General features: G+C 69.4%; 13 protein-coding genes. 11 read left to right on the top strand and 2 right to left on the bottom strand.

All coding sequences use genetic code 11. From position 1 onward, the window contains the following. Positions 1-163: 163 nt before the first annotated feature. From D3654_RS14110 to D3654_RS14065, 10 genes are all read left to right on the top strand, one after another. Positions 164-646 carry a pyridoxamine 5'-phosphate oxidase family protein gene (locus tag D3654_RS14110; RefSeq protein WP_120522119.1) on the top strand — a complete coding sequence of 161 codons (483 nt, stop codon included), beginning with the start codon at positions 164-166 and terminating at the stop codon, positions 644-646. A gap of 43 nt (positions 647-689) precedes the next feature. Beyond that, the gene (locus tag D3654_RS14105) at positions 690-2,063 is read left to right on the top strand and encodes a phenylacetate--CoA ligase family protein (RefSeq protein ID WP_120522118.1); all 1,374 of its coding nucleotides are present in this window, start codon (positions 690-692) and stop codon (positions 2,061-2,063) included. 173 nt (positions 2,064-2,236) lie between these two features. Then, positions 2,237-2,464, top strand: a complete 228-nt coding sequence (locus tag D3654_RS14100) for an SHOCT domain-containing protein (protein WP_342635093.1) — start codon at positions 2,237-2,239, stop codon at positions 2,462-2,464. After that, positions 2,464-3,900, top strand: coding sequence for a multicopper oxidase family protein (locus tag D3654_RS14095; RefSeq protein WP_120522116.1), 1,437 nt, complete (start codon positions 2,464-2,466; stop codon positions 3,898-3,900). The genes D3654_RS14100 and D3654_RS14095 overlap by 1 nt, the downstream gene beginning before the upstream one ends. 76 nt (positions 3,901-3,976) lie before the next feature. Then, positions 3,977-5,050: a DNA polymerase IV gene (locus D3654_RS14090; RefSeq protein WP_483458051.1), complete on the top strand. Its 1,074-nt coding sequence runs from the start codon at positions 3,977-3,979 to the stop codon at positions 5,048-5,050. Between the two features lie 104 nt (positions 5,051-5,154). Continuing rightward, entirely contained in the window at positions 5,155-6,471 is a 1,317-nt protein-coding gene (locus D3654_RS14085) for an SWIM zinc finger family protein (RefSeq protein WP_120522139.1), read from the top strand. Continuing rightward, positions 6,468-7,919, top strand: coding sequence for a DUF5691 domain-containing protein (locus tag D3654_RS14080; protein WP_120522114.1), 1,452 nt, complete (start codon positions 6,468-6,470; stop codon positions 7,917-7,919). The genes D3654_RS14085 and D3654_RS14080 overlap by 4 nt, the downstream gene beginning before the upstream one ends. Then, positions 7,916-9,022, top strand: a complete 1,107-nt coding sequence (locus D3654_RS14075) for an ATP-binding protein (RefSeq protein ID WP_120522113.1) — start codon at positions 7,916-7,918, stop codon at positions 9,020-9,022. Before D3654_RS14080 ends, D3654_RS14075 begins: the two co-directional genes overlap by 4 nt. 3 nt (positions 9,023-9,025) lie before the next feature. After that, positions 9,026-11,323: a DUF5682 family protein gene (locus D3654_RS14070; RefSeq protein WP_120522112.1), complete on the top strand. Its 2,298-nt coding sequence runs from the start codon at positions 9,026-9,028 to the stop codon at positions 11,321-11,323. Further along, complete coding sequence (locus D3654_RS14065; RefSeq protein ID WP_120522111.1) at positions 11,320-12,501, top strand: VWA domain-containing protein; 1,182 nt, start codon at positions 11,320-11,322, stop codon at positions 12,499-12,501. Before D3654_RS14070 ends, D3654_RS14065 begins: the two co-directional genes overlap by 4 nt. A 54-nt stretch (positions 12,502-12,555) precedes the next feature. Here D3654_RS14065 and D3654_RS20680 read toward each other — a convergent pair whose 3' ends face one another. Continuing rightward, positions 12,556-12,942 carry a YegP family protein gene (locus D3654_RS20680; RefSeq protein WP_205571813.1) on the bottom strand — a complete coding sequence of 129 codons (387 nt, stop codon included), beginning with the start codon at positions 12,940-12,942 and terminating at the stop codon, positions 12,556-12,558. A gap of 319 nt (positions 12,943-13,261) precedes the next feature. Between D3654_RS20680 and D3654_RS20525 the strand changes: the two genes are divergently transcribed. Next, positions 13,262-13,405 carry a hypothetical protein gene (locus D3654_RS20525; protein ID WP_162943745.1) on the top strand — a complete coding sequence of 48 codons (144 nt, stop codon included), beginning with the start codon at positions 13,262-13,264 and terminating at the stop codon, positions 13,403-13,405. A gap of 55 nt (positions 13,406-13,460) precedes the next feature. On the opposite strand, the gene D3654_RS20520 is transcribed toward D3654_RS20525, so the two are convergent. Then, positions 13,461-13,631, bottom strand: a complete 171-nt coding sequence (locus D3654_RS20520) for a hypothetical protein (RefSeq protein ID WP_162943744.1) — start codon at positions 13,629-13,631, stop codon at positions 13,461-13,463. Positions 13,632-14,668: the final 1,037 nt, after the last annotated feature.

Raw genomic sequence — 14,668 nt, 5'->3', positions numbered from 1 at the left:
CAGGAGGCACCGCTGTCGTAGGCCCAGTCTTCCCGGGAGCAGCCGGCCGAAACAGGGCCGAAAGTCACGACGCCGGACCCCAGGTACCGGCGTCGGCGGCTCTCCGATACGGCGGGACTTTCTGCCCTACCGGGCCGTGCAACCGGGAACCTATGCTCGGCGCATGGATAACCCGGCGCCCGTTTCCGAAACCGTCTCCCTCACCGTGCACGACTGCTGGAAGTACCTTGAGACTTCCTCGGTCGGCCGGGTGGCTCTGGTTCGCGGCGGAGACCCCGAAATCTTCCCCGTGAACTATGTGCCGGACTTCGGCACGCTGATCTTCCGGACCGGGCCCGGCACCAAACTGGAGGCCCTGCAGGGCGGGAAGCCGGTCGCCTTCGAAGCCGACGGCCTCAATCCCTACGGCACCATCGCATGGAGCGTGGTGGTGAAGGGGACAGCCGAACTGGTCGAAGATCCCGGGGAATTGCGGGAAGCCGCCGCAACATCCCTCTCGCCGTGGGAAGCGGGGACAAAGGACCAACTCATCCGCATTGTCCCGACCGGGCTCAGCGGACGGCGTTTCGTGATCAGCGACCCGGTGCGGTGGTGGCCCCCCATCACCCCGGACGCGCCCTCCCACCGCAGCGACGGCGGCGCCTGACACGCCGGCCGCAAGCGGCAAAGGACACCCTTGAGAAGCACCAATGGACCTGCAGATTCTCGCGTCGCTGCTGGCCAGGCGCGCCATGTGGAAGCGGCGTGACCATTGGGATGAAACGCGGATCCTGGACCACCAGGACCGGGCCCTGGCCGCGTTGCGCCGCCATGCCTACGCCCGGTCGGCGTTCTACCGGGGCCATCACGCAAAGCTGCAGGAGGCACCGCTGGGTGACCTGCCGCCCGTCACCAAGGCCCAACTCTTGGAAGGTTTCGACGACGCGGTCACGGATTCCCGGCTGCGTCTGGCAGATCTTGAAGCCCATCTGGGCGAACTCGTCCGGACCGGTGGCGATCCGGGAATGCCGTGGCGGGGACGGTGGTGGGCCGCGCAGACGGCAGGCACCACCGGGCGGCGCGGCCTCTTTATCTGGAACAGGCAGGAGTGGTCCACCATCCTCGCCTCCTACGCCCGGGCGAACGACTGGGCCGAAGTGCCGGCCGGCCTGACCCGGCCGTTGAGGGTCGCCGTCGTCAGCTCCCTCCTGCCGACGCACCAGTCCGCCGTCGTCGGAGCGGCCCTGGCTTCCCCGCTGGTTCCGACGCTCAGGCTCGACGCCACCGCTGCACGTGCCGATACGGTATCGGCCCTGAACCGTTTCCAGCCGCGCCTCCTCGTGGGATACGCCTCCGCGCTGCGCCCGCTGGCCGCCGAGCAACGGGCCGGTCGGCTCGCCATCCATCCGCAGAGCGTCGTGTCAGCATCGGAGGTCCTCTCCCCGGTGGCGGCAAAGGAGATCGAAGAAGCGTGGGGATCGGCGCCATTCGACGTCTACGCAGCCACCGAGACGGCAGGTGTGGCTTCACCGTGCCGCTACCGCAACCGCCACCTCTACGAAGACCTGCTCATCGTCGAGCCAGTTGACGCCTCCGGCTCCCCCGTCATGCCCGGCGCCCTCGCGTCAAAGCTCCTTGTCACAGTCCTGTTCTCCCGGACCATACCGCTGATCCGCTACGAGATGACCGACCAGCTCTCCATGGGCGGGCGGGAGTGCCCGTGCGGGCGCCGGTTCATCCAAGTGAGCGGGGTCGAGGGACGGCTTGAAGACGTCCTCTACCTGCCCGGCCCGGGCGGCAAGGCGGAGGTACACCCGAACGTTTTCCACCGGATTCTGGACAACGCTGGAACGACCGGCTGGCAGGTGAGGCAAGAACCTGACGGTCTTACCATCCTGCTCGCGGGCCTGACACCAGGCACCGATCCGGCGCCCCTTGGCCGCGGGCTCGAGGACGCCCTGGGGGCGGCCGGGGCCGGACGTACGCCCGTCCGGCTGAAACTGGTCGAGGAAGTCCCGCGCACCCCGCTGGGCAAGGCCCCGCTGGTCCGAGGACTCCCACCCGGCCCGGCCAATGACACCTGAGCAGCGGCCGCGGTTGATCGTGTCACCGGCCCGCCGTCTCCTGGCCATTGGACCCGACCCGGGCCCTTTGACTCTGGCGGCCCGGCCATCCGCAGGCGAGGCTCAAAGCACCATACGTTGCGGGGTGGAAGGTGCCGGCCATGATGTGGGGCTACGGGATGGATATGGCGTGGATGTGGCTCTGGGGGGCAATCACGGTCGTCGGAATCCCGCTTCTGGTGTTCGTCATGGTCCGGCTGTTCAGCGACCGCGGTTACGGGGCGGCTAAGCGCCAGGGGCCCGAGGCCGGAGCGGGGCCACGCAGCGGAGCACGGCAGATCCTGGATGAACGCTTCGCCAGGGGCGAGCTGACCGCGGACGAGTACCAGGAGCGGCTGAGGGTACTCGGCGAGGGTCACTAGTGTCCCCGATCAGTCGTCGGACGGCGCTCCTTCTGGGCGGCCTCGGACTGGCCGCGACGGCCACCGGCGCCACAGGGATCCTTATGACACTTTCCGCAAGGCCGTCCCCGACGACGGGAGATGCCTTGACGCAGCCGCCTCTCTTTCAGAGTTCGGCCGGACGCCTTGACGTCCGGCTTGAAGCAACACAGGCGACCGTACCGCTCGCCGGCCGGCCGGCGTCGTGCTTCTCATACAACGGTGCGGTGCCGGGCCCGACACTGCGGGTGCGCCCCGGTGACTCGCTGGCGATTAGTCTCGTGAACAAGCTTCGGGAGCCGACAAACCTGCACCTTCACGGCCTGCACGTCTCGCCGCAGGGCAACGGCGACAACGCCTTCATCTCGGTGGAGCCCGGCAGCACCTTCCGGTACGAGCACCGGATCCCGGAGGACCACCCGCCGGGGGTGTACTGGTACCACCCCCACCATCACGGAAACGCAGCCGATCAGCTTTTCGCAGGCCTTTTCGGGGCAATCATCGTCGAGGATCCTGTGCCGCTCGAGGTGAGCAGGGAACGCGTCCTGGTCGTTTCCGACACCACCCTGGACGCGTCATGGAACATCCGGCCGCCGTCGGCGGTGGAACGGATGGCCGGCCGCGAAGGCCGGCTGCTGCTGGTCAACGGCCAGCTCAACCCCGGCTTTGACGCCCGCCCGGGAGAGCGGGAAAGGTGGCGGGTCATCAATGCGTGCGTGTCACGGTACATCCGGCTCAGCCTCGAAGGTCAACCCTGGCAGCTCCTGGGGATCGACTCGGGCGCTCCGGACCCGGCGGATGACGCAACCGAAGTCCTGCTTGCGCCCGGCAACCGTGCGGATCTGGCAGTCACCGCGGTACCCGGCGAATCCATCCTGCTGGCGAGGCCTTACGAACGGAGCAGGATGGGGCCGGGCTCACCGGACGGGTCAATTCCAGCCGCCGGCACCACCCTGGCCACCTTGCGGGTGGCTGGTGTTGCCGGTCCCGCTTTGAAACCCCTTGGCGGACGCCCGGAGCCCGCGGACCTCAGGTCGCTTCCGGTAGACGCGCGGCGACACCTGGCGTTTGGCGGCGGCGGCATGATGGGCATGATGGATTTCACCATCAACGGCAGGCGGTTCGACGCAACAAGGACCGACACCACGGCAGCGGCAGGCAGCGTCGAGGAGTGGACGCTGTCCAATGCCAGTCCCATGGATCACCCGTTCCACCTGCACGTATGGCCGATGCAGCTCGTGGAAGAAGGCGGCCTGGTCCCGGACGCCGTTCTTTACCGGGAGGTCGTGAACGTGCCGGCCGGTGGCCAGGTGAGGGTCCGGGTGGCTTTCACGGACTTCACGGGAAAGTCCGTCTACCACTGCCACATCCTCGACCATGAGGATCTCGGGATGATGGGCGTCATCGACGTCAGCTAGCTGCCGTCTTCGGATACGCGGGAAGCCCGGCCGGACCCAGTGTGCCCGGCGGCGGTGTTTAGGGCACACTGGTGCCGTGAGCGGAATCCCATGGGTGCTGCACGTCGACCTCGACCAGTTCATCGCGGCGGTCGAAGTGCTGAGGCGGCCGGAACTTGCGGGCAAGCCGATCATCGTGGGCGGCCGCGGCGACCCCACGGAACGGGCCGTGGTGTCCACCGCATCCTACGAGGCCAGGGCGTTCGGCGTGGGGTCCGGAATGCCGTTGCGGGTTGCGGCCCGCAAGGTGCCGGACGCCGTGATCCTGCCGGTCGACTTCGAGGCCTACCTGGCCGCCTCCGAAACGGTGATGGCCACCCTGCGCGCGCAGCCCGGCGCCACCGTGCAGGTCCTCGGCTGGGACGAGGCCTTTGTGGGGATCGAATCCGAGGACCCGGAAACGTACGCCCGGCAGGTGCAGGCCGCCGTCCTGGAGCGCACGCAGTTGCATTGCAGCGTCGGCATCGGCGACACCCTGGTCCGCGCGAAGGTCGCCACCGGCTTCGGCAAACCGGCCGGCATCTTCCGCCTGACCGCCGCGAACTGGCTCGACGTCATGGGTGGCCGCCCCACCAAGGAGCTGTGGGGCGTCGGATCCAGGGTGTCGGCCCGGCTGGCCAAGCTCGGCATCACCACAGTCGCCGAACTCGCGGCGTGCGACCCCCGGTCCCTGGTCCCGGAGTTCGGCCCCAGGATGGGGCCCTGGTACGCGCAGCTCGGGCGCGGGGACGGCGCCAGCGTGGTGGATGACACCCCGTGGGTTGCCCGCGGGCACAGCCGGGAGACCACCTTCCAGCGCGACCTGAGCGATCCGGCGGAGGTGGAGGACGCCGTCCGCGGGCTGACGGCGCAGGTCCTTGAGGATGTTGTGGCGGAGGGGCGGCCGGTGATCGGGCTGACCCTGAAAATCCGGTACGCGCCGTTCCTCACCACGACCCACGCGAAGAAGATCCCGGAAACCTTCGACCGGAACGAAATCCTCGAGCGGGTCCTGGACCTCGCAGCCGTCATCGAAGCGGGCCGCCCGATCCGGCTCCTCGGCCTGCGGGCCGAAATGGCCATGCCCGACGACGCCCGGAAGGGGCACACCCCCACGCGCGGCGGCTGGTGACGGCCCCGGCCCCGGCTGGGAACGGCGTCGCCCTCCCGGCGTCCGCCACGCCGCCCGGCATCGTTGCCTGTTTCACGGACGGAGCGTCGGGCAGAATGTCCACCATGGGGCGTTGGAGCGAGGAGAGGGTGGTCGCCGCCGCGCCGGACGACGCCTCCATCGCCGCAGCCCGGAAGCTGGCCCGCCCGGGCCCCTGGTCCGAAACGGGCAGCAACGACGTCCTCGTGTGGGGCAAGTGCCAGGGCAGCGGCAAGACGCCGTACCAGGTAAGCGTGGACACGGCCGCGCCCGCCTACCGGTGCTCCTGCCCCAGCCGGAAATTCCCCTGCAAGCACGCGCTGGCGCTCCTGCTGATGTGGGCGCGCGGAGAAGCAGCCGACGACGGCCCGGACACCGCGGACTTCGCCCGGGAATGGGCCGAACAGCGGGCTGAGCGGGTCACCGCGCGCGGGAACCGCCCGTCCGGCCAGCCCGTGGACCCTGCGGCCCAGGCAAAGCGCCTCGCCGACCGCCTCGAACTCATGGACGCCGGAATTGCCGATTTCTCCCGCTGGCTGACGGACCTGGCGAGGACCGGGCTCGCCGCCGCCCGGAACCACCCCTATTCCTGGTGGGACGGCGTGGCGGCACGCCTGGTGGACGCCCAGCTTCCCGGGCTGGCGGAGCAGGTCCGGGCGATGGGTTCGGACGTCCACGCCCGCGCCGACTGGGCGGACCACCTGCTCTTCCGCACGGGCCGCTGGTGGTCCCTCACCAAAGCCTGGGGAATCCGGGAGACGCTGGCTCCCGCCGAACTGGCCGACCTCCGCGTGGCCCTCGGCTGGGCCGTGCCGTCAGCCGATGTCCAGGGCACCGAGTCATTGCCCGGCCCCTGGCTCGTGCTCGGCGCCCACCGGAGCGACGACGGACGGATCCAGCAGCAACGAACCTGGCTCCGCGGACCGGACGGGACGGTCGTCGTCGTCCTCGATTTCGCCGCCCAAGGCGAGGGGCTCGCCACGCCGCAACTGGCCGGTGCGGTCCTGGACACGACCGTCGCACGCTACCCCGGCTCGGCTCCGCGCCGCGCCATGTTCACCTCTCCCCTCAGCCCGCGGGGAATGGCCGCCGCTTTCGGCGGGGGCTGCAGCGTGTCCGAAGCGCTGGGCCTGGAGTCGGCCGCCGTCGCCGTCTCACCCTGGCGCGAGCGCCACCCAGTACTGCTCGACGGCGTCCGCATCTGTCCCGGCGGGATCGGTGGGACAGGCGGCACCGGCTGGTTGGTGGATGGAAAAGGGAGCGCCCTCCCCTTGCTCGACGCGCCCATGGACTCGCTGCTCGCGCTCACCGGAGGCCATCCGGTGGAACTCTTCGGGGAACTGGAGGAGGGCTGCGTGCGGCCCCTGTCCGTCGTCGTCGACAACGCCGTGGTGACACCGTGAGCTGGCTGGCCGAACTCCGGACGTCGGCGCTGGTCGGCACCGCCCGGCACGAGGCACCGCCGCCGCCCGGGGACCTCGGCGTCCGCCCGCCCGAAGGCCTCACGCGCGAGGAGTCGCTGCTGGATCAGGCGGCGCTGGCCGATGTGGCCACCCGCGCGGCCAGGCAGCCCGGTGGCCTGGACACCGCCGTCCCGGACGCGGCGCCGCCGGACACCACCGAGGCAAGCTCCGAGTCGGCTGCCCGGCTGCTGGACCTCCTGCTCAACCAGCCTCCCGTCGGGGCGGAACTCCGGGACCAGCTCGTGGCGGACTGGCTGCGGTCCGCCGAGGCATCCCGACGGCGGGTCCCGCACCGGCTGCTCCCCACCCTACTGTCCCTGGCCGACTCGAAACCGGGCATTGCGGAGCACCTGCAACCTGCCATCGGGACCCGCGGCCAGTGGCTCCAGGAGCTCAGGCACAGCCACTCCGCCGCAGCCCCGCGCAGCCGCCCCGTTGGTCCAAACGGCCCCGCACTGACCGGCATCGAACGGCTCCGGCCCAGCCACCCCACGGAGGCGCGCGGGCAGCTCGACCTGGACTGGGAAGACCTCGGCGCCCGCGAACGGGCAGCCCGCCTCGGTGCGCTGGCCGCCACCATCCACCCCGACGACGAAGGCCTCCTCGAACGCGCCCTGGACGACCCGGCCAAGAGCGTCCGTGAGGTTGCCGCCACCCTCCTCGACCGGCTCCCGGCCAGCGCCAGGGCAGGCCGGATGGCCGCCCGCCTGCGGCTGCTGCTCCATTCAAGAGGGGTGCTGCGCAAGCAACTCGACGTCGAGCTGCCGCCACCGCCGGACGCCGCCGCGCTCCGGGACGGGATCGCCCCGGATCCGCGCAACGGAGAGCCCGACCGGCTCGCCCGCCTCGACTCGATCATCCGCGGCGCGCCCCTGGATGTCTGGACGACGGCGTCCGGCCGCGGCCCGCAAGCAACCCTGGCCCTGCTCGGCAGGGAAGCCCGGGTGATCAACACGATCGCCGCCACGGCCGCCCTCCGCAGCGACCTCGAATGGATCCGCGCGCTGCTCGAGGTCCGCACCGATCTGCAGCTCCTGGGTTCCCTGCCCGCGGATGAACGCGAACGGTTCCTGGTGCAGCATCTTCGGGCCGGCCCGGCACAGTCCCTCCCGGCACAGTCCCTGCAGCTCATTCCCCTGCTCCGCGGGCTCCCACGGCCGTGGGGATCGGCGCTGGCCGATGCCGCGCTGGAACACGCCTTCGCCAAGGAGGGCGGCCAGTTGGCCGCCGGCCTCGCGGCCTTCCTGCCCATGTGCTTGCCGCACGGGGCGGTGGACCGGTACCTCCGCCACGGGCGATCCGACGACGACGCCGTGCGCCGCCGGCTGCTGCGCGACATTGTTCAATACCAGTCATTCCGACAATCCCTCACGGAGGCTTTCCGATGACCGACGCCCAAGGAACCGCGGACGTTCTCCGCGCCCATGCCGAGGACGCGTACGCCGGGGAACTCAGCGCCCTGGCCGCCGTCGACGACCGGCCCCGGCCACCCAGCTGGCGGCTGTCGCCCTGGGCCGTCACCACCTACATCCTCGGCGGGACCCTCCCGGACGGAACGCAGATCAGTCCGAAATACCTTGGCTCGGAGCGGCTCGTCGAGATCGCGGTGGCGACACTGGCCACCGACCGCGCACTGCTCCTGCTCGGCGTCCCGGGCACGGCCAAGACCTGGCTGAGCGAACACCTGGCGGCGGCCGTTTCCGGCTCGTCCACGCTCGTGGTGCAGGGCACGGCCGGCACGCCCGAGGAAGCCCTGCGCTACGGCTGGAACTATGCCCGCCTGCTCGCCGAGGGCCCGTCCCGGGCAGCCCTCGTCGCGGGCCCTGTGATGCGGGCAATGGAGGCCGGAAGCCTGGTCCGGGTCGAGGAGCTCACCCGGATCCCTTCGGATGTGCAGGATTCGCTCATCACGATCCTCAGCGAGAAGACACTGCCCATCCCCGAGTTGAACGCCGAAGTCCAGGCCCGCAAGGGATTCAACGTCATCGCCACGGCCAACAACCGCGACAAAGGTGTCAACGACCTGTCTTCCGCGCTGCGGCGCCGTTTCAACACCGTGGTGTTGCCGCTGCCGGACAGCCTCCACCAGGAGGTGGAGATCGTCACCACCCGGGTCCGCAGCCTCGGTGCGGCCTTGGAACTGCCCGCAGACCTGGCGGCGCTCTCGGAGATCCAGCGCGTGGTGACGGTCATGAGGGAACTGCGGTCCGGCATGACGGAAGACAGGCGCGCCACCCTCAAGTCGCCGTCGGCCACGCTTTCCACAGCGGAGGCCATCTCCGTGATGACGAACGGACTGTCCCTCGCTGCCCACTTCGGCGACGGGACGGTGCGGGCCAGGGACGTGGCGGCAAGCCTGGTGGGCGCGGTGGTCAAGGACCCCGTGCAGGACCGGGTCATCTGGCAGGAATACCTGGAAACAGTGGTCCGGAACCGGCCGGAGTGGAAGGACCTTTACCGGGCCTGCCGCGACCTCGACGTGCCGGACTGAGCGATGGCCGAAGTCCATGTGCTGGGCATCCGGCACCACGGTCCCGGGTCCGCGCGGTCGGTTGCCGAAGCCCTGGCGGCCATCCGGCCGGATGCGGTGCTGGTGGAAGGTCCGCCCGAACTCGACGAGGTGGTTCCGCTGCTCGGCGATCCGGAGATGCTGCCGCCGGTGGCCGGCCTGATCTACGCCGTGGATCAGCCCCGCCTTGCTGCCTTCTACCCCGTGGCCGCTTTCTCCCCGGAGTGGATTGCGATCCGCTGGGCGCTCTCGGTCGGCGCGCTGGTGCGGTCGATCGACCTGCCCGCGACGCACACCTTCGGGCTCCGGATGGCGGCGGACCGTGCCGCCTCCCCTGCCGGCGAGGGCTCCCCCGAGGACGACGGCGATCCCGTCGCCGAAGCCGTCGAAGCACCGGCCGAACCGTACCGCCCCGACGCGATCGCGATGCTGGCGAACGCTGCCGGGTACAGCGATGCCGAGCGCTGGTGGGAGGACGCCATCGAACACCGGAACGCCGGGCCGGTCGGCCGCTTCGCCGCCATCGCCGATGCCATCGCCGAGATCCGCGCCGTCGACGAACGGCCCGACGACCACCCGGACGTCGTCGAGAACACCCGCCGGGAAGCGGCAATGCGCCGGATCATCCGCGCCGTCGTCAAGGAAGGACACGAACGAATCGTGGTGGTGTGCGGTGCGTATCACGCCCCTGCGCTCGTGCCCGCGGCGTTTCCCCCGGCGTCCGCCGACAACAAGGTGCTTGCCGCCTTGCCCAAGGCCAAGGTCGCGGTCACTTGGGTGCCGTGGACATCGGACCGGCTGAGCCTGCGCAGCGGCTACGGGGCCGGCGTCGCCGCTCCCGGCTGGTATCAGCACCTCTTCGCCCACTGGTCAGAGCAGGACCCGGCTTTCGACGTCGCCACCACCTGGCTGGTCCGGGTTGCCCGCGCGCTGCGGAAGGAGGACCTCGATGCCTCCACCGCCTCCGTGGTGGAGGCGAGCCGGATGGCGAACGCCTTGGCCGCGGTCCGCGGCCGCCCCAGTCCCGGACTGGCGGAACTGGACGACGCCGCGCAGTCGGTCCTGTGCGACGGTTCGCCCTTGCCGCTGGAACTGGTGCACAGCGAACTCACGGTCGGACGCGAACTGGGAAACGTGCCGGACTCAGCCCCGACCGTTCCGCTTGCCGAGGACATCGCCGCCCAGCAGCGCAAGCTGCGCCTGAAGGCCAGCGCCATGGAAGAGGTCGTGGCCGTGGACCTCCGCAAGCCGAACCAGCTGGCCCGCTCGGTCCTGCTGCACCGACTGGCCCTGCTCGGGGTGGACTGGGGCACCCCGGGCGACACCGGCCGCACGACGGGAACCTTCAAGGAGGCGTGGACACTGAGGTGGCGGCCGGAACTCGCCGTGGCCATCGTCGAAGCCAGCCGATACGGCACCACAGTCGCCTCGGCGGCCGCGAGCTGCGTCTCCGAGCGCGCAGGGCAGGCCACGGACCTGGCCGAGCTGAGCGGCCTGCTCGCGAGCTGTCTTCTCGCCGACCTGCCCGAAGGCATCGCCGGTGTGATGGCCGTTCTTGCCGAACGCACGGCGCTCCAGCAGGACATTCCGGATCTGCTGGATACGGTGGCGCCGCTGGCCCGGACCTGCCGGTACGGAAACGTCCGCGGGGTGGACGTCAGCGAGGTGCGGAAAATCCTTGACGCCACCGTCGTCAGGGCATGCGTGGGCCTCGCGACCGCCTGCGCCGGACTGGATGATGAGGCGGCGTTGGCCATGCGGCGGTCCATCGACTCCGCCCAGCACGGCCTTTCCCTGTTGCCGGACCTGCCCTTGGACGACTGGCACCGGGCCTTGGCCGCCGTTGCCGAGTCGGACCGGCTGCACGGTTCCGTCGCCGGCCGCGCCACGAGGCTCCTGCTTGACGCCGGGCAGGTGGAGCGGGACGAGGTTGCGGACAGGCTCAGCCGTCGCCTCTCGACGGCCACACCTGCCCCGCAGGCCGCCGCCTGGCTGGACGGGCTCCTGTCCGGTGACGCGGTGCTGCTGATCCATGATCCCCGCCTCCTGCTGATCGTCGACCGCTGGCTCGCTGGCGTCCAGGACGACGCGTTCGACGACGTCCTGCCGCTCTTGCGCAGGACGTTTTCGGCGTTCAGCCGGGCGGAACGGCGGGAAATCGGCGAACAAGTGAGCCACGCGGGCGACGTTCCCCGGGCCCCCGGTCCGGCGTTGGATCTGGCCGCCGCGGGACCGGCGCTTCGAACAATGGCACGGTATCTCGGCTGGGAGGAGATCGCATGACCGACCCGGAGGCCCGCGACCGGCTGGGCCGCTGGCGGCTCGTCCTCGGCGGGAACGAAGCCGACGGAGTCAGGACGGCCGACGGCGGCAGTGTGGAACTCTCTGCCGCCGACGTCCGCCGGGACAAGGCGTTGGAGGCCCTGTACGATGCGCCGGGGACGGGGCGTGGCGGCCTCGGTGCGTCCAGTCCTCGGGTGGCCCGGTGGCTTGGCGATATCCGGGGGTACTTTCCGTCCTCGGTGGTCCAGGTGATGCAGGCGGACGCCATGGACCGGCTCGGTTTGCGGCAGTTGCTGCTCGAACCCGAGATGCTGCGCACCGTGCAACCGGATATCGGCCTCGTGAGCACCCTCGTCGGGCTTGGCAGGGTGATCCCGCAGCAGTCACGCGAAAGTGCCAGGGCGGTCATCCGCCACGTAACCAAGGAACTCGAAGACCGCCTGCGTGCCAAGACGATCCAAGCCGTTTCCGGGGCCCTGGACCGTGCCGCCCGGACCCGCCGGCCGCGGCACCGGGACATCGACTGGAACAGGACAATCGCCGCCAACCTCGAGCACTATCAGCCGGATTACCGCACAGTGGTGCCCGAGCGGCTGGTCGGCTACGCCCGGCGCAGCACCGAGGTCCAGCGGGAGATCATCCTGTGCATCGACCAGTCGGGCTCGATGGCCGAATCCGTGGTGTATTCCAGCGTGTTCGGCTCGGTGCTGGCGTCCCTCAAGTCGGTGCGAACCCGGCTGGTGGTCTTCGACACGGAAGTGGTGGACCTTACGGACGAACTGGACGATCCCGTCGATGTATTGTTCGGCGTGCAGCTCGGCGGAGGCACCGACATCAACCGGGCCCTGGCGTACTGCCAGGAGCAGATCACCCAGCCGGGCGAGACAATCCTGATCCTTATCAGCGATCTCTACGAGGGCGGCATCGCGGAAGAGATGCTCCGCCGCGCCGCGGCGATTGTCGGTTCCGGGGCAACCATGATTGCGCTGCTGGCCTTGAGCGACAGCGGCCATCCGACGTTCGATTCACAGCACGCCGCGGGCCTGGCCGGCATCGGAGTTCCCGCCTTCGCCTGCACCCCAGACCTGTTCCCGGAACTGATGGCTGCCGCGATAGAACGCCGGGACGTGGGCGAATGGGCGGGGTCACACGACATCGCCATCAACCACGAAAGCTAGCGCGGCGTCTTTTCGCGGTGCACCGCTGCCGGCCCTGCAACCGCTGTTGTGTGCCTACGCCTCCACCAGACCTGCGCATTCAACCGTGTTTCCGGTATGCCAGGGCCGAACGGCCCGCTCTTTTTGCAGGAGCGGTCCATGGGGGCGCTGCGGCATGGGAAGCTGCGGGGCCGGCACTGATGGGGCTGGCGGCTGCGGGGCGGCGGCAGGGGGCCGCTGCACGGAAAGGACATCCTGTGATGACCCATGGACAGGGACTTCCGGGCAGAGATCGGTGATGTGGCCCATACCGGCATACTCGCGTACATCGCGGATGCCGCACACCACAGCAGGCTTGTCGGGAAAGGACATCGAAACGGCCACCACGGTCCCGTCCGGTGCCTTGAGCCTGAATTTGAAGCTCTCGTCCTCGTCGATGAAAACTTCAAACATTCCGCTCATACGTATCCTCCTGAAGGGCGGGCCACAGAACGCCCGCTAGGGTCCAGTACGCAGCGGCTCGGTTCGGACGTCCTTGTCCGGCTTCGAGTAATACCCGCCACACGGTGTTGGAAACCAACCTAAGGGGCAAAGAGCCCGGCTGACTAGGGCATGGGGCGGGGATGTAGGTGGACTTTTCAATGCGACCGTGGGCGGCCAGCGGATCCGGCCATTCAGAATGCGAACGCGACGTTCAAAACTATTGATTCAGCCGTGATTCGGATCACACTGAAGTTAGTTCATTCAGTGAACGTCACGTTCATTTATGGAGATGATTGCGATGACACGTCGCGACAGGATCAACACAAATCGCCACAACACCGCGGAACCGGCGCTGTACTTGCGCAGCGGCAAGGAACCGGCCACGTCCAGGGTCCCGATGCCCGACTACGACGGGGCGCTCTTCCCCGACATGGTGGGCTGACTCCCGCTACGTACGACGGCGGCAGGCCGGCTTTGCGCGGCAGCGCCACCCGTTGCTACGCCTCCTGCGCCCGTTCAATGTGGGCAACCGCAAAGGGCTTGCTCGCCGACCGCTGCAGCGGCTGACGCAGCCGCGCCTGGTACGGCCCGTCCCGGAACGTGGCACGCGGGTCCATCTGTACGACGAGGAGGGGTTCAGCGCGGCCGGCGTCCAGCCGTACAAGCATGCCGTCACGTTGGCCGCCGACATACAGCGGGGTGGCAGGCTCCACAGCGGTTTCCCTAAGACGCCCCCGATGCTCCGCTCCTGCTGCCAGGAACAGGACTCCATGGGCCAGCCCGACGACCCTTAACGGAACCACCCAATCAGCGGGAGTGGGTTGCTGCGCCAGCCCGGACCGGGTGTGGCGATCACGCGCGGTCGCCCTGGCTGCCTTGACGAGCTGAGCGCATTCCCGGCATGGGGTGCGCGCCCCGACCTCGGCAAGCATCGCCACGAGCAGCCCCCTCGGTGCGCTGGCCCATCTGTCGGCCACCGCCTGGCACCAGCTGCCGTGGTACACGGTCCCGCGCTTCATCACGTAGACCTGGTCGTCGCCGATCAGCGGTACGCCCTCACGCCAGGCCGCCGGTTCCACCGGCCTGAGATCGCCGGGATTCCCGGACTCTGAAGAGTCGGGACGGCCGGGTCTGAGATATTTGCGGATTAACGGATTGAATCGCCGATGTGGTGTTGGAATGACGGGGCCTTTCCATCCGGCGGGAGCAGGTTTCGCCCGCTCCCCTGATTACCCCCTGTCTAGTCTGCTGGCTTTTCCATTGGGTTGCCAGTTGGCGGTCGCCGCGGAGCCGGCGGATTTCCCGCCAGCGGGACGCGCTCCTGCATGAAGATTTTGGTCCTCCCATGACTCAGCGCGTCTACGGATTAACGTCGGCGTCTCCCAGTGACAGCAGGTGTCATCTCCCGTTGTGGCCATGAAACGGTGACCGTAATCTCAATCCAGCCAAGGCAGCCAGCCGGGCAAAGACCTCCTCCCCCGGCTTTCCCAACCATCTCCGTTCCATGGCCCAGAGCGTCATATGGGCCTGCCCTCTCCCAAAGGATTTCCCCGTGTCATCACCCCATGAGAACACCTCGACTACCCGCATCGTTGCCGGTGAGAGCAACAAGCCCAGGGCCGGGCGCGGCCTGAAGGTGGGCATCGCCGTCGGCCTGGCCCTGCTGATCGGGGCAGGTGCCGCGGTCGCGTCCGCGGTGGCCCGG

It is taken from the genome of Arthrobacter celericrescens (genome assembly GCF_003614925.1).
GTDB lineage: Bacteria > Actinomycetota > Actinomycetes > Actinomycetales > Micrococcaceae > Arthrobacter > Arthrobacter celericrescens.
The sequence above is the reverse complement of the archived record's forward strand: the minus strand, read 5'-3'. Positions and strand labels throughout refer to the sequence as shown.